Source organism: Agromyces sp. 3263 (assembly GCF_031456545.1).
Taxonomy (GTDB): Bacteria; Actinomycetota; Actinomycetes; order Actinomycetales; family Microbacteriaceae; genus Agromyces.
In genome coordinates, this window is the sequence record NZ_JAVDUV010000002.1 from 1,049,495 (window position 1) to 1,074,737 (window position 25,243).

The window sequence follows — 25,243 nt, forward strand, 5'->3', positions numbered from 1 at the left end:
CACGAGACCGCGGCGGGTTCGGTTCACTCGCGCGGGCAGGTGACCGATGCTATGCGAACGCCTCCACCGGCGGGCAGGCGCACACGAGGTTCCGGTCGCCGTAGGCCTGGTCGATGCGGCGCACGGGCGCCCAGTACTTGTTGCGCACGAGCGAGTGCACGGGGTACACCGCCTGCTCGCGGGTGTACGGGTGCGTCCACTCGCCCGCGATGACCGACTCGGCCGTGTGGGGCGCGTTGCGGAGCGGGTTGTCGTCGACCGGCCACTCGCCACGGCCGACGGCGTCGGCCTCGGCCTTGATCGCGATCATCGCCTCGACGAAGCGGTCGAGCTCGGCGAGGTCCTCGGACTCGGTCGGCTCGACCATGAGGGTGCCCGCGACCGGGAACGACATGGTCGGCGCGTGGAAGCCGTAGTCGATGAGCCGCTTCGCGACGTCGTCGACGGTGACCCCGGTGGCCGCGGTGAGCGGGCGAAGGTCGAGGATGCACTCGTGGGCGACGAGGTGGTTGTCGCCCGTGTAGAGCACCGGGAAGTGGTCGCGCAGGCGCGCGGCGACGTAGTTCGCCGCGAGGACCGCGGTGGCGGTGGCCTGCTTGAGCCCCTCCGACCCCATCATGCGCACGTAGGCCCACGAGATCGGCAGGATCGACGGGCTGCCGTACGGCGCCGCCGACACCGGGCCGCCGTCGTGCGTGACGCCGCCCGAGTGGTCGGCGCGCTGCGCGAGCGGGTGGCCGGGCAGGTACGGGGCGAGGTGCGCCTTCGCCGCGACCGGGCCGACGCCGGGGCCGCCGCCGCCGTGCGGGATGCAGAACGTCTTGTGCAGGTTGAGGTGCGAGACATCGCCGCCGAAGTCGCCGAACCGGGCGAAGCCGAGCAGCGCGTTGAGGTTCGCGCCGTCGACGTAGACCTGGCCGCCGGCGTCGTGCACGGCCTGCGTGATCTGCTTCACCTCGTGCTCGTAGACGCCGTGCGTCGACGGGTACGTGATCATGAGCGCCGCGATTCGGTCGGCGTGCTCGTCGATCTTCGCGCGCAGGTCGTCGAGGTCGACGTTGCCGAGCTCGTCGCACGCCACGACGACGACGCGCATGCCGGCGAGCACGGCGGAGGCCGCATTGGTGCCGTGCGCGCTCGAGGGGATGAGGCACAGGTCGCGATCCAGGTCGCCGTTGGCCCGGTGGTAGCCGCGGATCGCGAGGAGGCCCGCGAGCTCGCCCTGGCTGCCGGCGTTCGGCTGCAGCGACACGGTGTCGTAGCCGGTGACCTCGGCGAGCCAGTTCTCGAGCTGCTCGATGAGCCCGAGCGTGCCCTCGACGTCGGCCTCGGGCGCGAACGGGTGCAGGTTCGCGAACTCGGGCCACGTGACGGACTGCATCTCGGTGGCGGCGTTGAGCTTCATCGTGCACGAGCCGAGCGGGATCATGCCGCGGTCGAGCGCGTAGTCGCGGTCGGCGAGCTGCTTGAGGTACCGCATCATCTGCGTCTCGGACTGGTGCGTGTTGAACACGGGGTGCTCGAGGTACGAGCTCGTGCGGCGCAGCGACGCGGGCAGGCTCGCGGGCAGCTCGTGCAGCGACACCGGCACTGCGATGCGGGCGTCGAAGCCGAACGCCTCGACGACCCGCGAGAGCTCGTCGGCGGTCGTCGTCTCGTCGACGGCGACGTGCACGGTGGCCTCGTCGGCCTCCCAGAGGTTCAGGCCGAGTTCGCGGCCGCGCGCGACCACGTTCTTCGCCAGCCCCGGCACGTGCACGCGGATGGTGTCGAAGTAGGCGTCGCTCGCCAGGGTCAGGTCGTAGGACGCGAGCACGTCGGCGAGCGCCTTCGCCTTCGCCGCGGTCGTCAGGGCGATGTGACGGATGCCGCGGGGCCCGTGGTACACGGCGTACATCGAGGCCATGACGGCGAGCAGCACCTGTGCGGTGCAGATGTTCGAGGTCGCCTTCTCGCGGCGGATGTGCTGCTCGCGCGCCTGGAGGCTGAGCCGGTAGGCGGGGTGCCCCGAGGCATCCTGCGACACCCCGACGAGGCGGCCGGGAAGCTGCCGCTCGAGGCCCTTGCGCACCGCCATGAAGCCGGCGTGCGGACCGCCGAAGCCCATCGGCACGCCGAAGCGCTGCGACGTGCCCACCGCGACGTCGGCGCCGAGCTCGCCCGGGCTCGTGAGGAGCGCCATCGCGAGCAGGTCGGCCGCGGCGACGACGAGTGCGCCCTGCGCCTTCGACGCGGCGATGAGGGATGCCGGGTTCCACACGCGACCCGAGGCGCCCGGGTACTGCACGAAGAGGCCGAAGTGCTCGCCGAGGGCGGCGACATCCGTGCCCTCGCCGAGGTCGGCGACGACGAGCTCGATGCCCACGGCCTCGGCGCGAGACGCGAGCAGCGCGTGCGTCTGCGGCAGCGCGTCGGCATCGACGACGAAGCGGTTCGAGGCCGACTTCGACGCCCGACGGGCGAGCAGCATGCCCTCGACGACCGCGGTGCCCTCGTCGAGCATCGACGCGTTGGCGGTGTCGAGGCCCGTGAGATCGGAGACCATCGTCTGGAAGTTGATGAGCGCCTCGAGCCGGCCCTGGGAGATCTCGGGCTGGTAGGGCGTGTACGCGGTGTACCAGCTGGGGTTCTCGAGCACGTTGCGCTGGATCACCGACGGGGTGATCGTGCCGAAGTAGCCGAGGCCGATCATCGAGGTGCGCACCGCGTTCTGCTCCGCCAGCGCGGCCAGTTCGGCGAGCGCCTCGCGCTCCGTGGCGGCCGGCGGGATCACCGAGTCGACCACCTCCCCCATGCGGATCGCCGTGGGCACCGCGGCCGTCATGAGCGCGTCGAGGGAGTCGTAGCCGAGGGCGGCGAGCATCCACTCGTGGTCGTGCGGGGTGGTGCCGATGTGGCGGCGGCCGAACGCGTCGGCGTCGTAGGCGGAGGAGGTGTTCATCGCTGGGTGGATCCTTACTCGCCGACGAGGGCGCGGTACTCGGCGTGGCTGAGGAGCTTGGGGAGGGTGCCGGCGGTGACCTTGATGAGCCACCCCTCGCCGAACGGGTCGCTGTTCACGAGCTCGGGCGCGTCGATGACGGCCTGGTTCGCCTCGACGACCTCGCCGTCGACGGGGGCGAACAGCTCGCCGACCGACTTCGTCGACTCGATCTCGCCGACGACCTTGCCGGAGGTGATCGCGGTGCCCGCGGCCGGCAGGTCGACGTAGACGACGTCGCCCAGCTTCTCGGCGGCGTAGTCGGTGATGCCGATCGTGAGCGTGTCGCCCTCGACGAGCACCCACTCGTGCTCTTCGGTGTACTGGAGTTCGGTCTGGTCGGTCATGGGATTCTCCTCGCGGTGGCGGTGCGGTGGCGGTGCGGCTGGTGCTGGTGGTCGGGGGCGCGGCGTCGGTCGGCGGCCGCTCAGGCCTGGCGCTTGTAGAAGGGCAGGGCGACGACGGATGCCGCGACCCGCGTTCCGCGCACATCGACGAAGAGCTCGCGGCCGGGCTCGGCGGCCTCGGGCGCGACGAACGCCATGGCGACGGGGTGGCCGAGCGTCGGCGACAGGGCGCCGCTCGTCACGACGCCGACGCGCGTGGCCTCCTCGCCCGCACCGTCGTAGACCTCGTAGTCGGCGCGGGCCGCACGGCGGCCTTCGGCGGCCAGGCCGACCAGCACGGGGGCATCCGTCGCCGGGCCCTGCTCGATGGCGGTGCGACCGACGAAGTCGCCCTCCTTCGTGAGCGCGACCACGCGGCCGAGGCCGGCCTGCACCGGCAGGATGTCGCGGCCGAGCTCGTGGCCGTAGAGCGGCATGCCCGCCTCGAGGCGCAGGGTGTCGCGGCTCGCGAGTCCGCACGGCACCACGCGGGGGCCGCCGGTCTCGCGGAGGGCGTCCCAGAGGCGTGCGGCCACGTCGGGGGCGACGTACAGCTCGAAGCCGTCCTCGCCGGTGTAACCGGTGCGTGCGACGAGCACCGGCTGGCCCTCGTACTCGGCGGCGATCGCCCGGTAGTACTTGAGGTTCGCGAGCGCGGTGACGAAGTCCTCCTCGTCGTTGCCGGGACCCTGCATGCCGAAGCCCGGCGTCTGCTGCAGCACCTCGAGCGCGTCGGGACCCTGCAGGGCGATGAGCGCGATGTCGTCGCTCTCGTCGAACACCTCGGTGTCGAACGGCGAGGTGCGGTCGCGCAGCTCCTCGGCGACGACCTCGCGATTCGACGCGTTCGCGACCACCATGTAGCGGTCCTCGCCGGTGCGGTAGACGACGAGGTCGTCGATGACGCCCCCGTCGCGGTCGAGCAGGAGGGAGTACTTCGCCTGGCCCAGCGCGATCGCCGAGAGCTTGCCGGCGAGGGCGTAGTCGAGCGACTCGGCGGCCTCGGGGCCGACCACGATGATCTCGCCCATGTGCGACAGGTCGAAGAGGCCGGCATGCTCGCGCACGGCGTGGTGCTCGGCGAGGTCGCTGGAGTAGCGCACCGGCATCTGCCACCCGGCGAAGTCGGTGAAGCTCGCGCCCGCGGCGCGGTGCACCTCGTCGAGGGGGCTCCGGCGTTCGGTGGCACCGGTGTCGGTGGTGCCGGTGTCGGTCGTTCCGGGGTCGGTCACGAGTTCTCCAGAGTCGCGTGGGCGGTCGGCGGATGCCGCTTGAGAACTCCCCCTCTGTCATGGGCCTGAGAGCTTCGCGTCGCACCCGTGGGGCGCTCGGCTTTCACCGTCGGCGGGAGGCCGCGGTCGCGGCATCCACTTTTCAGAGCGGCCTTGTCATCGCGGTATGTGCGACCTGAGAGATTGGCGGGGAGGCTTGCTCCTTCGGTGCCGGTCAGTGCTGGTGGGCGCTGCCCGGCTCTCCCGCGATGCGTCGATGGCCCGGTGTGAGGTTGTACGCCGATCCTAACCCACCAGCTCGCCGATGCCGGTCTCCCGACGTCACGCGATTGGCGTTCGTGTCATCGTGACTGTAAGCTGATCCCAGCACTTCGGGTCACACTGACTCTAAGGCGTCCGATCGAGAGGGGGCAGCGGATGTCGCAGCAGCACGATCGCGGCGCGCAGGCACGGCTCGCCGTCTCGACGGTCATCTTCGCCCTGAGCCCCGACGCCGGCGCGGCCTCGCCGAGCCTCCGCATCCCGCTCGTGCGACGCCTCCGCGAACCCGGTGCGGGTCGCTGGGCGCTCCCCGGCGGCTGGCTCCCCGTCGACGAGGCGCTCGACGAGGCGGCCGCGCGCACGCTCGGCGAGACCACCGGGCTGGCCCCGCGCTACCTCGAGCAGCTGTACACGTTCGGCGCGCCCGACCGCTCCCCCGACGAGCGGGTGGTGTCGGTCGTGTACTGGGCGCTCGTGCACTCCGACGAGGTCGAGCGCGCCGTCTCCGACGAGAACGTGCAGTGGTTCGACGAGGACGCGCTGCCCGACCTCGCGTTCGATCACCGCCAGATCATCGACTACGCGCTCTGGCGGCTGCGCACCAAGCTGCAGTACTCCCGCATCGCGCACGCGCTGCTCGGCGACACCTTCACCATGGCCGAGTTGCGGGGCGTGCACGAGGCCGTGCTGCGCCGCCGACTCGACCCGGCGAACTTCCGCCGCACCATGGAGGCCTCAGGCACGCTCGTGGACACGGGCCGACGCCTCGCGGGCACGCCGCATCGCCCGCCCGCTTTGTACCGCTTCGACACGGGCGCCGGCCCCGCGGCATCCGTCCCCCCGGCCATCACCGCACCACCCGCACTGCAGAGGACGAACCCATGACCATCGCACCTCCTCCCCCCGTCCGCGACGCGGGCGCGACGCGCGCGGCGGCATCCGTCGATCGCACCATCCGGCTCATCACGACCGGCGCGACCTCGGGCGCCGCCTGCGCGCCCGAGCTGGCGAAGGGCCCGTGGGAGTTCGACGCCGGCCCCGCCGGCTACGGACCCGGCTCGTCGATGGGCGATGTCATCCCCACCGGGTCGCCGCGCCAGGGCCGACTCCCGGCCGAGTACCGCGAGGCGAGCGACGCCGAGCTGCACGACCGCATCCGCGCCGCGAAGGCGACGCTCGGCGACCGCGTCGTCGTGCTCGGCCACTTCTACCAGCGCGACGAGGTGATCGAGCACGCCGACTTCGTGGGCGACTCGTTCCAGCTCGCCAACGCGGCGCTCACCCGGCCCGACGCCGAGGCGATCGTGTTCTGCGGCGTGCACTTCATGGCCGAGACCGCCGACCTGCTCTCCACCCCCGAGCAGGCCGTGATCCTACCGAACCTCGCCGCCGGGTGCTCGATGGCCGACATGGCCGACGAGTCGAGCGTCGAGGAGTGCTGGGAGCAGCTCGCCGACCTGTACGGCGACCTCGACGCGGCCGACGCCGACGGTCGCGTCCCGGTGATCCCGGTCACCTACATGAACTCCTCGGCGGCGCTGAAGGGCTTCGTGGGCCGCCACGGCGGCATCGTCTGCACCTCGTCGAACGCGCGCACGGTGCTCGAGTGGGCGTTCGAGCGCGGGCAGCGGGTGCTCTTCTTCCCCGACCAGCACCTCGGCCGCAACACCGCCAAGGCCATGGGCGTGCCGCTCGAGCAGATGCCCATGTGGAACCCGCGCAAGGCGCTCGGCGGCAACACGGCGAGCGAACTCGAGGACGCCCGGGTCATCCTCTGGCACGGCTTCTGCTCGGTGCACAAGCGCTTCACGGTCGACCAGATCGCCACCGCGCGCGAGACGCACCCCGGCGTACAGGTCATCGTGCACCCCGAGTGCCCGATGGCGGTCGTCGACGCCGCGGATGCCGCGGGCTCGACGGACTTCATCGTGAAGGCCATCCAGGCCGCCCCGGCGGGCTCGATCTTCGCCATCGGTACCGAGATCAACCTGGTGCAGCGGCTCGCGGCGGAATACCCGCAGCACGAGATCTTCTGCCTCGACCCGGTGGTCTGCCCCTGCTCGACGATGTACCGCATCCACCCCGGCTACCTCGCCTGGGTGCTCGAGGAACTCGTGGCGGGCCGCGTGGTGAACCGCATCACGGTGCCCGAGGCGGTCGCCGACCCGGCCCGACTCGCGCTCGAGCGGATGCTCGCCGCGAAGCCGCCGGCCCCAGCGGTGACGGGAGCCTGACCATGGCGCACGTGCTGGTCGTCGGCGGCGGCATCGCGGGCCTCTGGACCGCGGTGAAAGCCGCCGACGCCGGGCACACGGTCGAGCTCGTCACGAAGGCCGAGCTGGCCGACGGCAACACCCGGCACGCGCAGGGCGGGATCGCCGCGGCCCTGTTCCCCGACGACTCGGCCGAGCGTCACTACGACGACACCATCGCCGCGGGCGCCGGCCTCTCCGACCCCGCCGCGGTGCGGGTGCTCTGCGACGAGGGGCCGGCTCGCGTGCGCGACCTCATCCGATTCGGGGTGGCGTTCGATCGCGGCGAGTCGGGCCTCGAACGCGGGCTCGAGGCGGCGCACTCCCGCGCGCGCATCCTGCACGCCGGCGGTGACGCGACCGGGGCGGCGATCGAGTCGGCGCTCGTCGCCACCGTCCGGCGCCGCGCCGTGCGGGTGCACGAGGGCACGATGCTCGCCGACCTGCTGGTGCGCGACGGGCGCGTCGTCGGGGCCCGCGTGCTCGCGGCATCCGGAGCCGTGGTCGACCTCGCTGCCGACGCGGTGGTGCTCGCGACCGGCGGCAGTGGATGCCTCTACCGGTATACGACGAACCCCGACGTGGCCACGGGCGACGGCGTGGCCGCCGCCTGGCGCGCGGGCGCCGCGGTGGCAGACCTCGAATTCGTGCAGTTCCACCCCACCGCGCTCGCGGCGCCCGGCACTCCGCTCATCTCCGAGGCCGTGCGCGGTGAGGGCGCGGTGCTCCGCGACCGCGACGGCGAACGGTTCATGCTCGAGGTGGATCCCCGCGGCGAGCTCGCGCCGCGCGACGTGGTCGCGCGGGCGGTGTGGCGGCGCCTGGCCGCGCAGGACGGCGAGCCCGTGCTGCTCGACGCCACGGCGCTCGGCGCGGAGTTCCTCGCGCGTCGGTTCCCGAGCCTCGACGCCGCCTGCCGCGCGGCCGGCTTCGAGTGGGGACGCGAGCCCGTGCCGGTGACCCCCGCCGCGCACTACGCCATGGGCGGCGTGGCGACCGACCTCGACGGCCGCACCGGCCTGGCGGGGCTGTGGGCCGTCGGCGAGACCGCACGCACCGGTGTGCACGGCGCCAACCGGCTCGCGTCGAACTCGCTGCTCGAGGCGGCGGTGTTCGCCGACCGGGCCGCGCGTTCGCTCGATGACGCCTGGCCGGACGCGGCGACCGCCTCCCCGACCGCCTCCATTGCGTCAGGGGCGCCGTCTCGGCTCCCATCAGCAGGAACTCCGGCGCGGCACACCGGCGGCCCGGCTGTCGGTCGCGGCGTGTCGGCGGATCCTTCCTCCATTTCGGCCCAGGAGGTCGTGGATCGGGCGGAACTCCAGGCCCTCATGTGGGAGCACGCCGGACTCGAGCGCGACGCGGCGGGCCTGGCCGCGGCATCCGCTCGGCTCGACAGGTGGCGCGCACCCGACGGGCTCGACCGCCGCTCGGCCGAGGACCGCAACCTGCTCGACCTCGCGCGGCTCACCGTGGCCGCGGCGCTGGCCCGTGCCGAGAGCGTCGGCGCGCACTTCCGCACGGATGACCCGGCGACCGCCGCGGATGCCGCCGGCATCGGCGCCACGTCGGCTCGCGATTCCCACTCGACGGCTCACGCCGCCGCGCGCACCGCCTTCGAGGAGGCCGCCTGATGACCGACCACCGCGAGATCGACCGCATCGTCACGGCCGCGCTCGACGAGGACGCGCCCTGGGGCGACCTCACGAGCGAGACCCTGATCCCAGCGGATGCCACGGCCACGGCCGAGCTCGTCGCCCGTGAGCCCGGAGTGCTCAGCGGCATCGACGTGTTCGCGGCGGCGTTCCGGCTGGTCGACGCGCGCATCGCCGTCGAGGCGCTCGCCGCCGACGGCGACGCGTTCGACACGGGAGCGGTGCTCGCCCGCGTGCAGGGGCCGGCCCGCGGCATCCTCACCGCGGAGCGCGTCGGCCTCAACCTGGTGCAGCGCATGTCGGGCGTCGCGGGCCTCACGGCACGCTACGTCGCCGCCGTCGCGGGCACGGGCGCGCGCATCGTGGACACCCGGAAGACCACGCCCGGGCTGCGCAGCCTCGAGCGCCAGGCCGTGCGCGATGGCGGCGGCCGCAACCACCGTCGTTCGCTCTCGGACGCGATCATGGCGAAGGACAACCATCTCGCGGTGCTCACCGCCGGGGGCCGCGACCTCGCGACGGCGCTGCGCGAGGCGCGCGAGCGGATGCCGCACACCGCCCATCTGGAGGTCGAGGTCGACCGGCTCGACCAGCTCGACGCCGTGCTCGACGGGGGCGCCGACACGATCATGCTCGACAACTTCTCGCTCGACGACCTGGGCACGGGCGTGCAGCGGATCGCCGGGCGGGCGGTCGTCGAGGCATCCGGCGGGGTCTCGCTCGACACGGTCGCGGCGATCGCGGCGACCGGCGTCGACGTCATCTCGGTGGGCGCGCTCACGCACTCGGCGCGAGCCCTCGACCTCGGGCTCGACGTGGTGATCTCAGCCGGCCCGGGTGCCTCGGGGGCGGCACCGTGATCTTCCTCGACCACGCCGCGACGACGCCCGTGCGCCGGGAGGCGCTCGAGGCGATGTGGCCGTACCTCACGGGGTCGTTCGGCAATCCGTCGAGCCGGCACGGGCTCGGCGACGAGGCCGCGCGTGCGCTCGCGGCGGCCCGTGCGGAGGTGGCCGCCGTGGTCGGCGTCCGCCCGGGGGACGTCGTCTTCACGGGCGGCGGCACCGAGGCCGACAACCTCGCGGTGAAGGGCATGGCGCTCGCGAACCCCCGCGGCCGGCACGTGCTCGTGTCCCCGATCGAGCACGAGGCGGTGCTCGAGTCGGCCGCCTACCTGGCCCGCGTGCACGGCTTCACCGTGGAGATGCTCGAGGTCGACGAGCACGGCATCGTGCATCCCGAGGCGCTCGCCCGACGTATCCGCGAGGACACGACGCTGGTCTCCGTGCAGCTCGCGAACAACGAGATCGGCACCGTGCAGCCCGTCGCCGAGCTCGCCGCGGTCGCCCATGCCGCCGGTGCGCTCATGCACACGGATGCGGTGCAGGCGGCCGGCTGGCTTCCCCTCGGGCTCGACGGGCTGGGCGCCGACGCCCTCTCGCTCGCCGGGCACAAGGTCGGCGCGCCCAAGGGCACGGGCGCGCTCGTCGTGCGCGGGCGGATCCCGCTCGAGCCGGTGCTGCACGGCGGCGGACAGGAGCGCGGACGTCGCTCGGGCACCGAGAACGTGGCGGGCGCCGTCGCGTTCGCCACCGCGCTGCGGCTCGCCGAGGCCGAGCGGGCGGATGCCGCGACCCGCGTCGGCGCGCTGGGCGCCGACCTCGCCGCACGCGTCGTCGCGGCGGTGCCGGGCGCCGTGCTGACCGGCGACCCCGTGCGGCGACTGCCCGGGACGGTGTCGTTCGTCTTCCCGGGCACCAGCGGCGAAGCGGTGCTGCTCGAGCTCGAGCGCGACGGCGTGGTCTGCTCCAGCGGGTCGGCGTGTGCCGCGGGGAGCGACGAGCCGTCGCACGTGCTCACGGCGATCGGCATCCCGGCCGACCTCGCGCAGACGGCGGTGCGGTTCACGCTGGGCGCCGAGACGACGGCCGAGGAGATCACGGATGCCGCGGCAGCGGTCGCCCGCGCAGTGTCGGCGGTCCGCAATATCGTGGAGTCATGACCGATCCCACTGCCATTCCCGCCGACGACGACGCCGACCTCGAGGTCGGCGAGAAGCGGGTCGAAGACGAGGTCGCTCCCGAAGAGGAGCAGCTCGAGGGCTGGCTTCCCGAGCCCACCCCGACCGACGGTCCCTCGCCCGCACCGTAGCCCTCCCCGCCGCGCGATCCATACGTTCCGATCCATCTCGCCGATCGGGAATAGTGCGTCGTCCGACGCGGGTTGACTCACACATTCGACGCAACTCCCCCGGCGCCGCTCTGCGCCGAGATCGATTGGATGCCTTTCCGTGACCGAACGCGCCGTTCCAGACCTGACCGCGCCCGAGGCCGCACGCCTCGACGCGGCCGCCACTCACCCGCACACCGACTCCGATGTCGAGGCGCTCCACGGGGCGCGCAACAACCGCGTCATCTGGCTGCTCCTGGCCTCCGCCTTCGTCGTCATCCTCAACGAGACGATCATGGGCGTGGCGATCCCCCACCTGGTCACCGACCTGGGCATCACCATCTCGCAGGCGCAGTGGCTGACCACCGCCTTCATGCTGACGATGGCGGTCGTCATCCCCATCACCGGCTTCCTGCTGCAGCGATTCGCGACGAGGCCGATCTTCATCGCCGCGATGTCGCTCTTCTCGACCGGCACGCTGATCGCGGCCCTGGCGCCGGGCTTCGAGGTGCTCCTCCTCGCCCGCGTGGTGCAGGCGAGCGGCACGGCCATCATGATGCCGCTGCTCATGACGACGCTCATGACACTCGTGGCGGCCGCCGATCGAGGCCGGTTCATGGGCCGGGTGTCGATCGTCATGTCGGTCGCGCCCGCCATCGGCCCGACGATCTCCGGGCTGATTCTGAGCTTCCTCTCGTGGCGGTTCATGTTCTGGCTGGTGCTGCCGATCGCCCTGACGATGCTCGTCATCGGCATCCGGCGCGTCGAGAACGTCAGCGAGCCGCGCGCCATCCCCATCGACGTCTTCTCGGTCATCCTCTCGGCGTTCGGCTTCGGCGGCCTCGTCTACGGCCTGAGCCTCGTCGGCGGCGTCGTCAGCGGCATCGAGCACCCGGCCGCGATGGTCGTCTCCCTCGTGGTGGGCGTCCTCGGCATCGGGGGATTCATCTGGCGCCAGCTGCTCCTCCAGCGACGCGAGCGGGCGCTGCTCGACCTGCGCACCTTCCGCTCGGGCAACTTCTCGATCTCGGTCGGGCTCATGGTCGTGATGATGGCGGCGCTGTTCGGCACCATCATCCTGCTCCCCATCTACATGCAGGACGTGCTGCACCTCACGCCGCTGGCGACCGGCCTGCTGCTGCTTCCCGGTGGCCTGATCATGGGGCTCTTCGGCCCCACGGTCGGCCGGCTGTTCGACCGCTACGGGCCGACGCCGCTGCTCGTGCCCGGCAGCATCGTGGTGAGCGGCGTGCTCTGGTCGCTCACGATGGTGACCGACCACACCTCGCCCTGGCTGGTACTCGCCGCGCACGTCGCGCTGTCGACGGGTCTCGCCTTCATGTTCACGCCGCTGTTCACGTCGGCCCTCGGCTCGGTCGAACCGCGCCTCTATTCGCACGGCTCCGCGATCGTGGGCACCGTGCAGCAGGTAGCCGGGGCGGCGGGCACCGCGCTCTTCGTGACGGTGATGACCGCGGGCACCGTCGCCGTCGCCGCGACGGGCGCATCCGCCGAGGTGGCCCAGACCGCCGGCATCCGCTCGGCCTTCCTGGTCGGCGCGATCCTGTCGATCCTCGCCATCGTCGGCTCGTTCTTCGTGCGCAAGCCCGCCGACATGATGACGCACGCGCGTGAGGATGCCGTGTTCGAGGAGCCCGCCGAGGCGTGATGCTCGCAGGCGCATGACGAAGGGCCCGGTTCGCGAACCGGGCCCTTCGTCATGCTCGGCGGCCTTCCGGCCGACCTCCCGAGCTCAGCCGCAGTTCGGGCGGCAGGTGCGCTGCGACAGCGCATCCACGAGCACCGTGCTGAGGTCTTCGGGCCGCGATGCGGAGTAGGCCGCGCCCTTCGTCGCCTGGGCGATGCGCTGCATCGCCGCCAGGTCGGTGTCGGGGCCGAAGCCGATCATGATCACCGGCACCGGCTTGGCCGGATCGTCCATCTTCGCGAGCTCGGCGAGCAGCGTGTCGAGGTCGATGCCGTTCTCGTCCTCGTTCTTGCCGTCGGTGATGAGCAGCACCGAGTTGACCTTCTCGGGGTCGTACGTCTCGCGCACCCGCTTCATCGCCGCGAGGGTCGTGTCGTACAAGCCGGTGGCGCCGCCGAGTCGGGCCGGCAGCGACTGGATGATCCCGGCGATCTCCTGCTTGTGCGCGAGATCGGCCAGCGGTGCGATCGGGCTGAGGTCCTCGTAGTCGAGATCGCCGTTGCGCGCGGTCGAGAAGACCCACACGCCCATCTCGACCTCGCCCGAGAACTTCTCCATGGCGCCGATGGCGGCCTGCTGGAAGATGTCGATGCGGCGCAGGCCGTTCTCGGCCGGCTCCTCCATGGAGCCCGAGACGTCGATGACGGCGAGCATGCGCGACCGCAGGGTGAGCACCGCCCAGGCGCGGAGGATCTCGAGCTGCGCGGCCGGGTCGAGCTGCGCGGCCGCAGCGGCCGGGCCGTCGACGGCCAGTCCGGGGATGTCGAGCGTGCCCGATCCGTCGCCGGCGCGGAACCCGGCGGCGGCGAGCCGCTCGGTGTCGGCCCGGGCCGCGTCCGCGAACGCCGTGAGCAGTTCCGTGCGCGCCTCCGCGGCAGCCGCGGTGCTGTCGGCCGACGCCGTCCCCTCGGGGTCGACCGCGGCGGGCAGCTGCACGAACGGGTAGTCGAGGAGCACCGTGCCATCGGCGGGATACGCCGCCACGAGCGTCTCCGCCGGCTCGTCGAGGTTGTAGTCGGCGACCTGCGCCTCGGTCGTGAGCACCACGCTCGGCTGCTGGCTGGCCGCGAGCGCGCCGAACGCGGCGCTCGTCGAGGCGGGAATGGTCTTGCCGAGCTCGATCATGGCCCCGGCGAACTGCCGCGGGTCGTCGGGCGAGGAGTGGCCGCGCAGCGCCATGAGGCCGGCGAGGCTCGCCGAGGAGGCTTCGGGATCGGGGAGGATCGTCGGCAGGCCGCCGCCCAGCACCCTCGTCCAGGTCACCGGCTCGCTCGCGACCTCGGCCGCCGTCGTGGCCGCGGCGGCCAGCACCACGGGCGTGGAGGCGATCGGCTCGCCCACCTCGACCTCGGGGGCCGTCTGGCCGAGCGACGCCGCGGTCGCGGCCATGCGGTCGACCCAGACGCTCGACTCGGGAACCCACGCGTCGGCATCGGCGCCGCCCGACGCGATGACTGCGGCGGTGTCGGCCGAGTCCTGCGACTTGATCACGGTCTCGACGCACGCGTCGGACGACGCGTCGTAGTCCTTCGCGAGTTCGGTGAGCGCCGGCGCGATGGACGTGTCGGCGACGACCACGATCTGCTCGGTCTCGGCGCAGCCGCTCTCGGCGGCCGCGAAGAGCGGGGAGAGGTGGCCGCCGACCCACAGGTAGACCCCGGATGCGACGATGCCGACGATGGCCACGGCGGCGATGATGGAAAAGACGAGCGCGCGCCCCGGCTTCCTTGCCGGGGCCTTGACACTGTGACGCCCCACGGACACTCCAAGCCCGACGGCGTCGAGTCGCCGTCGAATCCCTGTGCTGAACGGGTTCCCCCGTTCGTGGGGGAGGGTTCACTCAGCATAGGCGACGGGGCCTGATACGCGAACTTCACTCGGAAACGGTGAGAACGCGGGTCGGATGACCCCCAGTCATCCGACCCGCTCCCCCGCCCTGCGCGTCGACCCCTCAGTCGTCGCTCAGGCGTTCCGGTGTTCTCACCGGCCGCGCGATGCGCGTTCGACGAGTCGCCTCGTCGGTGTCCGGTGCCACGTCATCAACGCTAGGCGGCGCCCTTCCGAGGTGACAGGGCTTGACGCGCCGAACAGCGCACGCTAGGCCTGAGGTGCACACGGTCGCGAGTGCCGGCGAGTGCCAGGGGGTGCGATGACCATCATCAGGGCGGTCCCCGAGGACGAGGCCCCCGAGGGCGTGGAGCGCTACTACGCCGAGGATCGCGCGGCGTTCGGTCATGTCGCGACGCACACGACGGCGATGGCGGTGAACCCGGCGGCGTACGCGGCCTTCCGGGCACTCACGGCCTCGACGATCGAGTCACTGGGCTTCCGGGGATTCGAGCTCGTGACGCTCGCCGCGGCGCTCGGCACGGGCTCGCGTCACTGCCGTCTGGCCCACGGCCAGAAGTCGCTGAAGGTGTTCGACGAGTCCCAGCTCGAGCGCATCGCCCTCGACTACACCGATGCCGGCCTCACCGACGCCGAGGTGGAGATGATGCGCTTCGCGGAGCAGCTGGCCCGCGACTCGGCCGGCATGACCGACGCCGACAGCCTGCGTCTTCGAGAGGCCGGGTTCAGCGACCGCCAGATCGTCGACATCACCGTGGCCGCCGCGGCCCGCGTCTACTACGGGCGGGCCCTGCAGGCGCTCGCCGTCGAGGTGGACGTGCCACCGTCGCTCAGCGAGCCGCTCCGGAACGCCCTCCTCGACGGGATCTGACGCGGCCGGCCGGCCGGCTGAGCCGAGGCGCGAGTGGGTGGGGCGTGCGATGTCCAGTGAGCGCTTCACCGACCGGCGCGACGCGGGTCGCCGCCTGGCGGGCGTCCTCGCCGAGCGCCCGCTCGTTCGCGCCCTCGTCGACCCGGTCGTGCTCGGCCTGCCGCGTGGCGGGGTGCCCGTCGCCGCCGAGGTCGCCCTGGCGCTGGACGCGCCGCTCGACGTGCTCGTCGTGCGCAAGCTGGGCCTGCCGCGCCAGCCCGAGCTCGCGATGGGGGCCATCGGCGAGCGCGGTGCGCGCGTGCTCAACCACGACGTGCTCGTGCAGGGCCGCGTCTCGACCGAGGAGCTCGCCGCCGTCGAGCGGCGCGAGCGCGCCGAGCTCGAGGCACGGCTGCTGCGGTTCCGCGGGGATGCGCCGCCGATCGACCTCGCCGGCCGCACGGCCGTGATCGTCGACGACGGCGTGGCGACGGGTGCGACCGCCCGCGTGGCGAGCCTCGTCGCGCGAGAACTGGGCGCGGCATCCGTGGTGCTCGCGATGCCCGTCGGCGCTCCCGAGAGCGTCGCCGAGCTCGCGGCCATGCCCGAGGTCGACGAGGTGGTCTGCCTCAATACGCCGCACGGCTTCATGTCCGTCGGCATGCACTACCTGGACTTCCGGCAGACGACGGATGCCGCGGTGCAGGCCATCCTGGCCGACGCGCATCATGATCGCCACGGCGGCCGACCGGGTGCCGACCGCTGACCGGGCGCAACCGCGCGCGACCGCCGACCTCCGCCCGGAGCTCAGTCGTTCGGCGCGCGGCGGCCGATCGCGACGGTCGCCGCGAGCTCGTCGTCGCGCACGATCGTCGTGGAAAGGCCGCCGGCGCGGAGCAGCGCCTCGGTGGTCGGCGCCTGGCGACGGCTCGTCTCGACGAGTACGGACCCGCCGGGAGCGAGCCACGCCCGAGCGGAGGCCGCGACGCGCCGGTGGACGTCGAGCCCGTCGTCGCCGCCGTCGAGGGCGACGTGTGCCTCGTGGTCGCGCGCCTCGGGCGGCATCATCGCGATCTCGGCGGTGGGCACGTAGGGCGCGTTGACGGCGAGCACGTCGACGCGCCCGCGGAGCTCGCCGGGCAGCGCGTCGAAGAGGTCGCCGACGACGACGAACGCACCCAGCGGCTCGAGGTTGCGGCGCGCGGCCCGGACGGCGGCCGGGTCGATGTCGGCGGCGACGAGCTCGACCGGCCCCGCGGCATCCGCCACCGCCGCGCCGATCGCCCCGGCGCCGCAGCACAGGTCGACGACCACCGGTGTTCGCCCCTGCTCGCGCACCGCCAGTGCGAGGCGGGCGGCCTCACCAGCGAGCACCTCCGTACGCCGTCGCGGCACGAACACGCCGGGCTCGAGGAGGACCCGGCGGCCGGCGAACTCGGCCCAGCCGAGCAGCTGCTCGAGCGGCTCCCCCGCCACCCGGCGGGCGACGAGGCGCTCGAGCTCGGCCGGGGCATCGGGTCGTCCGTCGACGGCCTCGGTGAGCAGGGCGGCCTCGTCCTCGGCGAAGACGCACCCCGCCGCGCGCAGCCTGGCCGCGAGGGCGGGGTCCGGTTCTGCAGGCACCTCCGCATCGTACTGTCGTCGCCGATCAGGTGCGCCGAGCGGCGGGATGCCCTAGAGTGCTCGACATGACCGCGTCGATCCGCACCTGGTGGCCCGCCTCCTAGGCGGACTCCCTGCGTTTCGACGTACGACGACCGCCCGAGGGCGGTCGTTTCGCGTGTGCAGCGGGATGCTCCGGCCGAGGGCCCGACCGGAGACCGACATGACTCGCCTGCTTTCCTCGCTCCTCGCCGCGTCCACCGCTGAGGTGCCCCCTTTCGCCGTCATCCGGCGCGAGCACGAACCGACCCTCGACGTGCTCGTCGGCGAGGTCGTCGACGTCCGCCTGCTCGCCGACATCCCGCTCGGCGACGCCGAGGTGCTGGCGCTCGTCCCCTTCCGCCAGGTGCGCGAGCGCGGGTACGCCGCCCATGACGACGACGCGCCGATCCGGTGCCTCGTCGTGCGGGAGCGGGAGGCGGTCGCCGTCGACGAGGCCATCGAGCTGCTGCCGCGGCATCCGGTGGTCGTCGCCGACCTGGCGGTCGACCTGAGCGACGACGACTACGCCGAGGTCGTGCGCCGGGTCATCGACGAGGAGATCGGGCGCGGCGAGGGCGCGAACTTCGTCATCCGGCGCGACTTCACCGGGTCCACGGATGCCGCGCCGGCAACCGCGGAGCTCGGCTGGCTTCGGCAGCTCCTGGAGCACGAGCGCGGCGCCTACTGGACCTTCGCGATCAGCACGCCGGGCCTCGCGGCGGCGGGCGCGACACCCGAGCGCCATGTGTCGTCGATCGACGGGCTCGTCTCGATGAATCCGATCAGCGGCACGTTCCGGCACGGCGCCGGCGGTCCCGACCAGGGCACCGGCGACAGTGGGCCCGACGACAGCGGGCCCGACGACGACGCCCTCCTCGCCTTCCTCGACGACGTCAAGGAGCGCGAGGAGCTCGTGATGGTCGTCGACGAGGAGCTCAAGATGATGAGCGCGGTGTGCCCCGACGGCGGCCGCATCCGCGGACCCTTCCTGAAGCGGATGTCGCGCCTCACCCACACCGAGTACCTGCTCGAGGGGCGCTCGACGCTCGACCCGCGCGAGGTGCTCCGGCTCACGATGTTCGCCCCGACCGTCACCGGGTCCCCGATGGGCAACGCCTGCGCGGTCATCGCACGTCACGAGCCGACACCGCGCGGCTACTACGGCGGCGTGCTCGCGCGCTTCAGCCCTCGCGCCGGCGGCCACGACCTCGATGCCCCCATCCTGATCCGCACCGCGTACCTCGACGCGACCGGCCGGGTGCGGGTGCCCGTGGGCGCGACGCTCGTGCGGCACTCCGACCCGGCGAGCGAGGTCGCGGAGACCCGCGCGAAGGCGGCCGGCGTGCTCACCGCGCTCGGAGCCCTGCCGAGGGTGAGCGCACCCCGCCGCGCCCTCGACGACGACGACCTCGGCACGCTGCTCGACGCGCGCAACGACCGGCTCGCCGCGTTCTGGCGGACGCCGCAGGCCTCCGCCCCGGCGCGCGCCGCCAGCGCCATCGTCGTCGACGCCGGCGACGACTTCACCACGATGCTCGCCCACCAATTGCGGCACCTCGGCGTGGCGGCGCGGGTGATGCCGTGGCACGAGGCGCCCGCCGAGGCATCCGAGGACCTCGTGGTGTTCGGCCCCGGCCCCGGCGACCCGCGCGACGCGGACGATCCTCGCCTGCAACGGCTTCGGTCACTCATCTCGGCGCGACTGGCGTCCGGGCGGCCCATGCTGGCGGTGTGCCTGAGCCACCAGGTGCTCGCCGATCTCGCCGGGCTGCCGATCGCGCCGTTGCCGTCACCGCGCCAGGGCGTGCAGCTCGAGGTCGACGTGTTCGGCGAGACGGCCGCGATCGGGTTCTACAACACGTTCGCAGCCCTCGCACCCGCGGGCTCCACGACGCCGCGGCTGGGCCTCGAGGTGGCCTCGGATGCCGTGAGCGGGGTGGTGCACGCCCTCCGTGCGCCGCGCGTGGCCTCCGTGCAAGGGCACCTGGAATCCGTCACCTCACCCGACGGACTCGCCACGCTCGAGCGACTGGTCGAGGGAGTTCTCGCAGGTCAGCCCGGGTTTGCGAACGTCACGGAGGTCGCGCGCGCGGCGGGATGATCCCGCACTCGATGCCGAAGCGCAAGGCATTGCGGACCATCGTCACGATGGATTGGCTGGGGCCGACCCGATTCGAGGAGGCGGTTCCCTGTGGACACCAGCACCATCATCTGGATCATCGTCGGCGTCATCGTCGTCATCGCGATCATCGTGGTCGCGATGCTGATGACGAGCCGGCGACGGCGTGAAGCCCATCTGGAGGCGGAGCGGAAGAAGGCGGCCGACCTGCGGCAGAACGCGTACGAGTCGGACGTCGCCCGGCGCGAGCGTGAGGCGGATGCCGCACGTGCCGACGCTGCCGCCAAGCAGGCGGAGGCGAACGCCATGCAGGCGCAGCTCGAGGCCGAGCGCCTGTCGCGTGAGCGCGAGGCGCACGAGTCGGACGCCCAGCAGCTGCGCACCGAGGCCGAGGAGCGCCTGCGCAAGGCCGACGAGGTCGACCCCGACGTCTCGTCCGACCGGGACACGACGGCCGCGAACGACCGCCGCGATCGCGACGGAGCGGCCACGACCGCCCCGGTCGCCGCCGACCGCACGACGGCTGCCGGCACCGACCGCACGACGATCGCGGCAGACGACCGAACGGCCGTCGCTGCCGACGACGCCGCCGTGCGAGACGATCGGGTCGTCGACGATCGAACGACGACCACCGACGAGCGCACGGCCGCCGCAGACGCCGCCCGCCGGGACACCGAGACCGGTCGTCGCATCTGACGACCGACGCGCTGAACGGGCGGGCGGCGGGCCGATCCGCCGGCCGCCCGTTCGCACGCGCGTGGCGTCAGCCCAATGCGATGACCGCCTGGAGTGTGTCGTCGTCGACGGGCCGGTCGGTGAAGACCAGCCGTTCGAGATGCGTGGTGTCGTCGGCACCCCGCGGCGCATCGCTCGACGCGCCCTGCCAGACGAGGTCGAGCCCGAGTCGTTCCAGCACACGCACCGACGCGGGGTTGTTCGCGAGCACGCGGGCGGTCACCGCGGCATCGGGCTGCGCCCGGCGAGCAGCACGCAGCGAGAGCGCCGCCGCCTCGCCCGCGATGCCGTGCCCCCACGCCTCGGGCGCCAGCCGGTAGCCGAGGTTCCACGCGCCGAACGGCAGCATCGACGCGCCCGCCGACCCGACGAACGAGCCCGGACCGAGGGTGCCGACGGGTGCACGGAGCACGACCGCGCAATGCCCGAACCCCGACGTGCGGACGCTCTGCATCGAGCGCTCGATCGCCTGCGCCGACTGCCCACGACTCGTGTGCCGGCCGGTCGGCAGGTGCTGCCAGGTGCGGGGGTCGCTGTAGACCCGGTGGTAGTCGTCGAGGTGGTCGAGTGTGAGCGGCGTGAGCAGGAGGCGTTCGGTGTGGAGTGCGTCGGTCATCGCGACGAGTCTGGCAGCGGCATCCGACATCGCGGCCGGACGCCGCGCAGCCGGGTCACTTGAGCAGTCGGGAGAGCACGCGATCGGCGAGCGGCTTGCCGCCCGTCTGGCACGTCGGGCAGTACTGGAACGTCGAGTCCGCGAAGATGACCTCGCGCACGGTGTCGCCGCACACGGGGCATGCCTCGCCCGTGCGGCCGTGCACCTGCATGCGGGTGCGCTTGGAGTCCTTGAGCTGTTCGGGAGGCCGGCCCGCCGCGGCCGCGATGGCATCGGAGAGCGTGTCGCGCAGCGCGTGGTAGAGGCGTTCGACCTCGTCGGGCTTCAACTTGGCGGCGAGCGCGTACGGTGACATGCGCGCGTTGTGCAGGATCTCGTCGGAGTAGGCGTTGCCCACACCGGCGAACACCGACTGGTCGCGCAGCAGCCCCTTGATCTGGGTGCGACGGCCGGCGAGGATGCCCGCGAAGTCGTCGAGCGTGAAGTCGGGCGCCGTCGGATCGGGGCCCAGCCGGGCGATGCCGGGCACCTCGACCGGGTCGCGCACGACGTAGACCGCCAGCGACTTCTTCGTGCCGGCCTCGGTGAGGTCGAATCCCGCCCCGTCGTCGAGGCGGACGCGCAGCGCGATGGGCGACTTGCCCGGCCGGATGACGGTCTTGGGGAGCTCTTCGTACCACCGCAGCCAGCCGGCGCGGGCCAGGTGGAACACGAGGTGCAGGTCGCCCACTGCGAGGTCGACGAACTTGCCGTGCCGGCTCGCGGCCTCGATCGTCGCCCCGGTGAGCTGCTGCAGCGGCGGATCGAACGTCTTCAGCGCCGAGATCGCCGCGACGGTCGCCCCGGCGACGGCATGACCCACCGCACGCTCGCGGAGGAAGCCCACGAGCGCATCCACCTCGGGAAGCTCAGGCACCAGCCCATCGTCTCACCGACCGGCGACATCGTCACCCGACCGTCGGGCACGCTTCGTAGGATCGGAGGATGATCCGCCCCGTCCCGATCGCCGACGACGCCGTGCTCCGCCTCCTCGACGCCGGCGACGCGGCCGCCCTCGCCGCCGCGTACGTCCGCAACCGGGAGCACCTCACCCCCTGGGAGCCGGTGCGCGACGATGCGTTCTTCACCGAGGAGGGGCAGGCCGCCGACCTCGACGCGCAGCTCGCGAGCGCCGTCGCGGGCGCGTCCCTGCCGCTGGCGCTCGAGGAGCGGTCGACCGGGCGCATCATCGGGCGGTTCACGATCTCGGGCATCATCCGCGGCCCGTTCCAGAGCGCGCACGTCGGGTACTGGGTGGACGGCGCGAGCAACGGCCGGGGCCTCGCCACGTCGGCGGTGCGCGAGGTCCTCCGGATCTCCCGTGACGAGCTCGGACTGCACCGGGTGCAGGCGGTGACGCTGCCGCACAACGCCGCCTCGCAGCGCGTGCTCGAGCGCAACGGATTCGAGCGCATCGGATTCGCACCCCGCTACCTGCAGATCGCCGGCCGCTGGCAGGACCACGACCTCTTCCAGGCGATCCTGCACGACTGACGTTGGGAGGTACCAGCGGCGGCGGGCCGGGAATCGAAGAAGTCACCCCAAGATGACGCCCTGAGCTGCCATGAATGGAATGGGATCGATTTGCGTGCCGTTCTGATATACCTCAAAGTGCAGATGACAGCCAGTGGCTGCGCCGGTCGCGCCAGACCACGCGATCTGTTGGCCCGCACCCACGATCTGACCGTACCCTACGAGGATGCCACCATCCCTGATGTGCGCGTACCCGGTGTCGATGCCGCCCCCGTGAGCGATCTTCACGAAATTCCCGTACGTACCGAGCGGCCCCGCGCTGCTCACTCGCCCATCGGACGCCGCGTAGATCGGCGCGCCGCATCCGGTACCGATATCGACGCCGCGGTGAAACGATTGCGTGCATCCGCCCGGCGTGCAGATTGGATCGCGTGGACCGAAGACGTCGGTGATCCGCCCGGAGGCCGGCTTGACCCAGTACTCGCACTCGACACCCTGGGCGACGGCCTCGCTGACCGCGCTCGTTCCGCCCAGGATCACTCGCGCGGACGGGTTGAGGTCCGCGATCGCCATGAGCACAGGCCGCGGGGTGCACTCGGTGCGCGAGATGTAGAGCGGTGCCTTGAGACCGCCAGCGAGGCTTGCTCCCGCGAGGCCGTCGGCGAACTGGCCGCCCGTGGCGATGAACGCGGTGCTCGAAGATCCGGGGCTGAAGACTGAAGCGTTGATAGCGGCGGCCGTCAGGTAGCGATCCGCACCCTGGTGGCGGATGATCGAGAAGCCGTCGGACTTGAGCAACTGCTCGATGGACGGGTTCACTGCTAGGACGCCGCCGGCGATTCGAACGGCGCGCACGCCGAGCGCATCCAACGTCAATATCGTGGCCGGTCGCACCGATGGCAGTGCTCCGTCCACGAGGAGCACCGGCGCCCCGAGCGACCCTGCCGCTGCGGAAGCTGCGAGCGCGTCGGGAAAGTCACGTCCGGTGGCCACGAACGCCTCGCCGGCACTCCCGAATGCGTCCAGGACCAGCAATTCGCCGGTCTCATAGCGATCAAATCCGCCCACCCGCCGAATCGACGGCGTCATGGCCGCGAGCTCCGAGAACACATCAGCACCGATCGCTGCCTCGCCGCCGGCGACGACGATCCGCTCGGGCATGAGCCGCGTGATCTCCGCCCGTACCACGTCGGGAAGCATGTCGTCCCTGGTGAGCAGCAGGGGGCCTCCGAGATGCGCCGCCGCCGCCGCCGCAGTCAGCGCATCCGGAAAATCCAAGCCGGTCGCGACATAGAGCACCGGCACATTCGGTGAGAACCGCTGCGAGATGGCGACGGACGTCTCGAAACGGTCTGTGCCCGCAAGGCGATGGACGCCCGGCCCGAACGGGGCGATGGTGCTCGTGGCGAGCGGGACGACGAACTGCGAGGTCTCCTCGGGCGCCGCGGATGAGATCTGCGGTGCTTCGGTCTGCTCCTGCGCCGGCTCGCTCGGAGGAACAGCCGGCTCCGTCGCCGAGGGACCATCCGTGGCCGGTACCTCCGTCGACGGCGGATCCGTCGGGGGTTCCTCCGTCGGGGGGTCCTCGGTGATGGGGGTCCCAGGATGGGGCGAGGCTTCAGGCAGTGGCTCTGCCGTCGGCGACGCACCCGGTGACGGCGGCACGTCGCTCGCGCCGATCGCGGGACCTGCCGTTCCGATTGCGATGAGGACCGCCGCGGCGATCGCGACGGCGCTGTCGCGCAAAATCTGGCGCATGTGCTGCCCTTTCCCCCTGTGCGGAGGTGGACCTGCCACGAGAGCATCCCCGGTCCGGCTTCCGCCCTTCGCAGTGTACGGGGATGCCTCGCACGGAAGCGAGTGGTCCAGACCCCAATGCACCATGACCCGGCTGCACCGCGACTACCATTGGTCCCCGCGGCAGGTCCAGCACCTGCGCAACGCCCTGCCTCACCTTCATCTCGTTTTTGTCACGCATCGCGCGCCTCGCGCTCTGGCGCGGCCCCGTGCATCTCGTGCAGGCCCGGGTGCCATACGATCACGCTGTGGACGCTCTCACGGCGCGGCAGGTGCTGCGCATCTCACCCGATTCCCCGCTCACCCCCGAGCTCGTCGAACGCGCGTTCGCGGGCGAGTCCGCGGCGCGGCATCCGTCGCTCTATCCCGATCCCTCGGCGCGCGCGCAGGCCGAGGAGTGGGCGACGACGCTGCAGCAGGCCCGGGCGACGTTGCACGCGCAACTGGGAGCCCCGGCTGCCGCCCCCGCCCAGCGGCGGCGGCTTCCCGGTTGGGCGATCGCCGCCATCGCCGTCGGCGTCGTCGTGCTGCTCTCGCTGATCACGCTCGGCACGCTCGGCGCGGTGCGACTGGTCGGCGAGGCGGGAGAATCGGCGTCGCGCGCGCTCGAGTCCGAGAATGCCGACGCCGACGCCGAGCCGGGCGTCGAACGGATGGAGGCCGACGAGACCTACTTCGCGTTCCCCGCGGCGATCGAGTTCTACGCCGACGGCCGGTACCTCGACGAGTGCCCGAGCGAGTACGCGCAGGGCTGCTGGCAGGCGGCCCTCTTCACCGAGGCCGATTGCGAGGCCCTGCAAGTGCAGCTCGGCTTCTCGAACGACGCGAGCGCGGTCGCGCCCGATTCCACCGAGATCGTGGAGAAGCGCGACGTGGCCGCCGGTGACGCGACCGTCGTGGTCTTCGGGCACGACGACTACGGGTACGGCTGGATCAACCAGGTCACCTGCCTCGACGCCGGCTGACGCGCGACATGGTGGCCGGCGCGGAGTGGTGGCCGGCGCGCCCCGGCGGCACGGCGGGGTCGCCCGGTGCGCGACCGAGCGCTCGACGCTAGGGTCGTCGCATGTTCATCGACGACGGCAGCGACATCCGGATGCTCCACCTCGAGCCCGAGGGCGACCTCATCTCGACGCCCGATGACGCGAACGACCTCGTCGGCTCGGCCTGGTCGCACCACGCGAACTTCGTCGTGGTGCCGGTGTCGCGCCTGGACCCCGAGTTCTTCCGGCTCAGCACGGGGATCGCCGGCGAGATCACTCAGAAGCTCGTGAACTACCGGCTGCGCCTCGCGGTCGTCGGCGACATCTCGGAGCATCTCGCCGAGAGCAACGCCCTGCGGGACTTCGTGTGGGAGTCGAACCGCGGCGACCAGATCTGGTTCGTCGACGACGAGGCGGCGCTGCAGGCGAAGCTCTCGAAGCGGAGCGGCGGGGCCGGCTGAGGCGCGCGAGAGCACCTCAGGGCGCCGGACGGCGG

Annotated in this window: 22 protein-coding genes and 1 riboswitch; of the genes, 14 read left to right on the forward strand and 8 right to left on the reverse strand. The window is 72.4% G+C overall.

Annotated elements, in window-relative coordinates; all coding sequences use genetic code 11:
* Window positions 1-49: 49 nt before the first annotated feature.
* The 3 genes from gcvP to gcvT form a co-directional block, all read right to left on the reverse strand.
* Window positions 50-2,941: an aminomethyl-transferring glycine dehydrogenase gene (gene gcvP / locus J2X63_RS18140; protein WP_309979848.1), complete on the reverse strand. Its 2,892-nt coding sequence runs from the start codon at window positions 2,939-2,941 to the stop codon at window positions 50-52.
* A gap of 14 nt (window positions 2,942-2,955) precedes the next feature.
* Window positions 2,956-3,327 (reverse strand): glycine cleavage system protein GcvH, encoded by a 372-nt coding sequence (gcvH, locus tag J2X63_RS18145; protein ID WP_309979851.1) that lies wholly within the window; start codon window positions 3,325-3,327, stop codon window positions 2,956-2,958.
* 80 nt (window positions 3,328-3,407) lie between these two features.
* Window positions 3,408-4,598 (reverse strand): glycine cleavage system aminomethyltransferase GcvT, encoded by a 1,191-nt coding sequence (gcvT, locus tag J2X63_RS18150; RefSeq protein ID WP_309979853.1) that lies wholly within the window; start codon window positions 4,596-4,598, stop codon window positions 3,408-3,410.
* A gap of 152 nt (window positions 4,599-4,750) precedes the next feature.
* Window positions 4,751-4,854, reverse strand: a riboswitch (glycine riboswitch).
* 161 nt (window positions 4,855-5,015) lie between these two features.
* Between gcvT and J2X63_RS18155 the strand changes: the two genes are divergently transcribed.
* The 7 genes from J2X63_RS18155 (at window position 5,016) to J2X63_RS18185 (ending at window position 12,604) form a co-directional block, all read left to right on the forward strand.
* On the forward strand, window positions 5,016-5,744 hold the full coding sequence (locus tag J2X63_RS18155; RefSeq protein WP_309979854.1) for an NrtR DNA-binding winged helix domain-containing protein: 729 nt from the start codon (window positions 5,016-5,018) through the stop codon (window positions 5,742-5,744).
* Window positions 5,741-7,093 carry a quinolinate synthase NadA gene (gene nadA / locus J2X63_RS18160; RefSeq protein ID WP_309979856.1) on the forward strand — a complete coding sequence of 451 codons (1,353 nt, stop codon included), beginning with the start codon at window positions 5,741-5,743 and terminating at the stop codon, window positions 7,091-7,093. The genes J2X63_RS18155 and nadA overlap by 4 nt, the downstream gene beginning before the upstream one ends.
* A 2-nt stretch (window positions 7,094-7,095) precedes the next feature.
* Window positions 7,096-8,745 (forward strand): L-aspartate oxidase, encoded by a 1,650-nt coding sequence (nadB, locus tag J2X63_RS18165; protein ID WP_309979858.1) that lies wholly within the window; start codon window positions 7,096-7,098, stop codon window positions 8,743-8,745.
* The gene (gene nadC, locus J2X63_RS18170; RefSeq protein WP_309979860.1) at window positions 8,745-9,626 is read left to right on the forward strand and encodes a carboxylating nicotinate-nucleotide diphosphorylase; all 882 of its coding nucleotides are present in this window, start codon (window positions 8,745-8,747) and stop codon (window positions 9,624-9,626) included. The genes nadB and nadC overlap by 1 nt, the downstream gene beginning before the upstream one ends.
* The gene (locus J2X63_RS18175) at window positions 9,623-10,768 is read left to right on the forward strand and encodes a cysteine desulfurase family protein (RefSeq protein WP_309979862.1); all 1,146 of its coding nucleotides are present in this window, start codon (window positions 9,623-9,625) and stop codon (window positions 10,766-10,768) included. The genes nadC and J2X63_RS18175 overlap by 4 nt, the downstream gene beginning before the upstream one ends.
* Window positions 10,765-10,917, forward strand: coding sequence for a hypothetical protein (locus tag J2X63_RS18180; protein WP_159603164.1), 153 nt, complete (start codon window positions 10,765-10,767; stop codon window positions 10,915-10,917). Before J2X63_RS18175 ends, J2X63_RS18180 begins: the two co-directional genes overlap by 4 nt.
* A 139-nt stretch (window positions 10,918-11,056) precedes the next feature.
* On the forward strand, window positions 11,057-12,604 hold the full coding sequence (locus J2X63_RS18185) for a DHA2 family efflux MFS transporter permease subunit (RefSeq protein ID WP_309979865.1): 1,548 nt from the start codon (window positions 11,057-11,059) through the stop codon (window positions 12,602-12,604).
* 84 nt (window positions 12,605-12,688) lie between these two features.
* On the opposite strand, the gene J2X63_RS18190 is transcribed toward J2X63_RS18185, so the two are convergent.
* Window positions 12,689-14,329, reverse strand: coding sequence for a VWA domain-containing protein (locus J2X63_RS18190; protein ID WP_309979867.1), 1,641 nt, complete (start codon window positions 14,327-14,329; stop codon window positions 12,689-12,691).
* Window positions 14,330-14,792: 463 nt separating this feature from the next.
* Here J2X63_RS18190 and J2X63_RS18195 point away from each other — a divergent pair, with 463 nt between their 5' ends.
* The gene (locus J2X63_RS18195) at window positions 14,793-15,362 is read left to right on the forward strand and encodes a carboxymuconolactone decarboxylase family protein (protein ID WP_309979869.1); all 570 of its coding nucleotides are present in this window, start codon (window positions 14,793-14,795) and stop codon (window positions 15,360-15,362) included.
* A 49-nt stretch (window positions 15,363-15,411) separates the two neighbouring features.
* Entirely contained in the window at window positions 15,412-16,107 is a 696-nt protein-coding gene (locus J2X63_RS18200) for a phosphoribosyltransferase family protein (protein WP_309979872.1), read from the forward strand.
* A gap of 41 nt (window positions 16,108-16,148) precedes the next feature.
* On the opposite strand, the gene J2X63_RS18205 is transcribed toward J2X63_RS18200, so the two are convergent.
* Complete coding sequence (locus J2X63_RS18205; RefSeq protein WP_309979874.1) at window positions 16,149-16,964, reverse strand: putative protein N(5)-glutamine methyltransferase; 816 nt, start codon at window positions 16,962-16,964, stop codon at window positions 16,149-16,151.
* A gap of 202 nt (window positions 16,965-17,166) precedes the next feature.
* On the opposite strand from J2X63_RS18205, the gene J2X63_RS18210 reads away from it, so the two are divergent.
* Together J2X63_RS18210 and J2X63_RS18215 are read left to right on the forward strand one after the other, a co-directional pair.
* Window positions 17,167-19,086, forward strand: coding sequence for a chorismate-binding protein (locus tag J2X63_RS18210; protein ID WP_309979876.1), 1,920 nt, complete (start codon window positions 17,167-17,169; stop codon window positions 19,084-19,086).
* 90 nt (window positions 19,087-19,176) lie between these two features.
* Window positions 19,177-19,800 carry a hypothetical protein gene (locus J2X63_RS18215; protein ID WP_309979878.1) on the forward strand — a complete coding sequence of 208 codons (624 nt, stop codon included), beginning with the start codon at window positions 19,177-19,179 and terminating at the stop codon, window positions 19,798-19,800.
* Window positions 19,801-19,867: 67 nt separating this feature from the next.
* On the opposite strand, the gene J2X63_RS18220 is transcribed toward J2X63_RS18215, so the two are convergent.
* Both J2X63_RS18220 and J2X63_RS18225 read right to left on the reverse strand, forming a co-directional pair.
* The gene (locus J2X63_RS18220) at window positions 19,868-20,455 is read right to left on the reverse strand and encodes a GNAT family N-acetyltransferase (protein WP_309979880.1); all 588 of its coding nucleotides are present in this window, start codon (window positions 20,453-20,455) and stop codon (window positions 19,868-19,870) included.
* Between the two features lie 55 nt (window positions 20,456-20,510).
* On the reverse strand, window positions 20,511-21,371 hold the full coding sequence (locus J2X63_RS18225) for a DNA-formamidopyrimidine glycosylase family protein (protein ID WP_309979883.1): 861 nt from the start codon (window positions 21,369-21,371) through the stop codon (window positions 20,511-20,513).
* A gap of 68 nt (window positions 21,372-21,439) precedes the next feature.
* Between J2X63_RS18225 and J2X63_RS18230 the strand changes: the two genes are divergently transcribed.
* A complete protein-coding gene (locus J2X63_RS18230) occupies window positions 21,440-21,988 on the forward strand; it encodes a GNAT family N-acetyltransferase (RefSeq protein ID WP_309979885.1) in 549 nt (182 codons plus the stop codon).
* Between the two features lie 42 nt (window positions 21,989-22,030).
* Here the strand turns inward: J2X63_RS18230 and J2X63_RS18235 are convergent, their stop codons facing one another.
* Window positions 22,031-23,725 carry a cell wall-binding repeat-containing protein gene (locus tag J2X63_RS18235; RefSeq protein WP_309979887.1) on the reverse strand — a complete coding sequence of 565 codons (1,695 nt, stop codon included), beginning with the start codon at window positions 23,723-23,725 and terminating at the stop codon, window positions 22,031-22,033.
* 287 nt (window positions 23,726-24,012) lie between these two features.
* On the opposite strand from J2X63_RS18235, the gene J2X63_RS18240 reads away from it, so the two are divergent.
* On the forward strand, window positions 24,013-24,729 hold the full coding sequence (locus J2X63_RS18240; RefSeq protein ID WP_309979888.1) for a hypothetical protein: 717 nt from the start codon (window positions 24,013-24,015) through the stop codon (window positions 24,727-24,729).
* A gap of 101 nt (window positions 24,730-24,830) precedes the next feature.
* Window positions 24,831-25,208, forward strand: a complete 378-nt coding sequence (locus J2X63_RS18245; RefSeq protein WP_309979891.1) for a DUF4180 domain-containing protein — start codon at window positions 24,831-24,833, stop codon at window positions 25,206-25,208.
* Window positions 25,209-25,243 lie beyond the last annotated feature (35 nt).

Coding starts and splice junctions, on each gene's coding strand:
- gcvP (WP_309979848.1), bottom strand. CDS start 2,941: ATGAACACCTCCTCCGCCTACGACGCCGACGCGTTCGGCCGCCGCCAC.
- gcvH (WP_309979851.1), bottom strand. CDS start 3,327: ATGACCGACCAGACCGAACTCCAGTACACCGAAGAGCACGAGTGGGTG.
- J2X63_RS18155 (WP_309979854.1), top strand. CDS start 5,016: ATGTCGCAGCAGCACGATCGCGGCGCGCAGGCACGGCTCGCCGTCTCG.
- nadA (WP_309979856.1), top strand. CDS start 5,741: ATGACCATCGCACCTCCTCCCCCCGTCCGCGACGCGGGCGCGACGCGC.
- nadB (WP_309979858.1), top strand. CDS start 7,096: ATGGCGCACGTGCTGGTCGTCGGCGGCGGCATCGCGGGCCTCTGGACC.
- nadC (WP_309979860.1), top strand. CDS start 8,745: ATGACCGACCACCGCGAGATCGACCGCATCGTCACGGCCGCGCTCGAC.
- J2X63_RS18180 (WP_159603164.1), top strand. CDS start 10,765: ATGACCGATCCCACTGCCATTCCCGCCGACGACGACGCCGACCTCGAG.
- J2X63_RS18195 (WP_309979869.1), top strand. CDS start 14,793: ATGACCATCATCAGGGCGGTCCCCGAGGACGAGGCCCCCGAGGGCGTG.
- J2X63_RS18200 (WP_309979872.1), top strand. CDS start 15,412: ATGTCCAGTGAGCGCTTCACCGACCGGCGCGACGCGGGTCGCCGCCTG.
- J2X63_RS18210 (WP_309979876.1), top strand. CDS start 17,167: ATGACTCGCCTGCTTTCCTCGCTCCTCGCCGCGTCCACCGCTGAGGTG.
- J2X63_RS18220 (WP_309979880.1), bottom strand. CDS start 20,455: ATGACCGACGCACTCCACACCGAACGCCTCCTGCTCACGCCGCTCACA.
- J2X63_RS18230 (WP_309979885.1), top strand. CDS start 21,440: ATGATCCGCCCCGTCCCGATCGCCGACGACGCCGTGCTCCGCCTCCTC.
- J2X63_RS18235 (WP_309979887.1), bottom strand. CDS start 23,725: ATGCGCCAGATTTTGCGCGACAGCGCCGTCGCGATCGCCGCGGCGGTC.
- J2X63_RS18245 (WP_309979891.1), top strand. CDS start 24,831: ATGTTCATCGACGACGGCAGCGACATCCGGATGCTCCACCTCGAGCCC.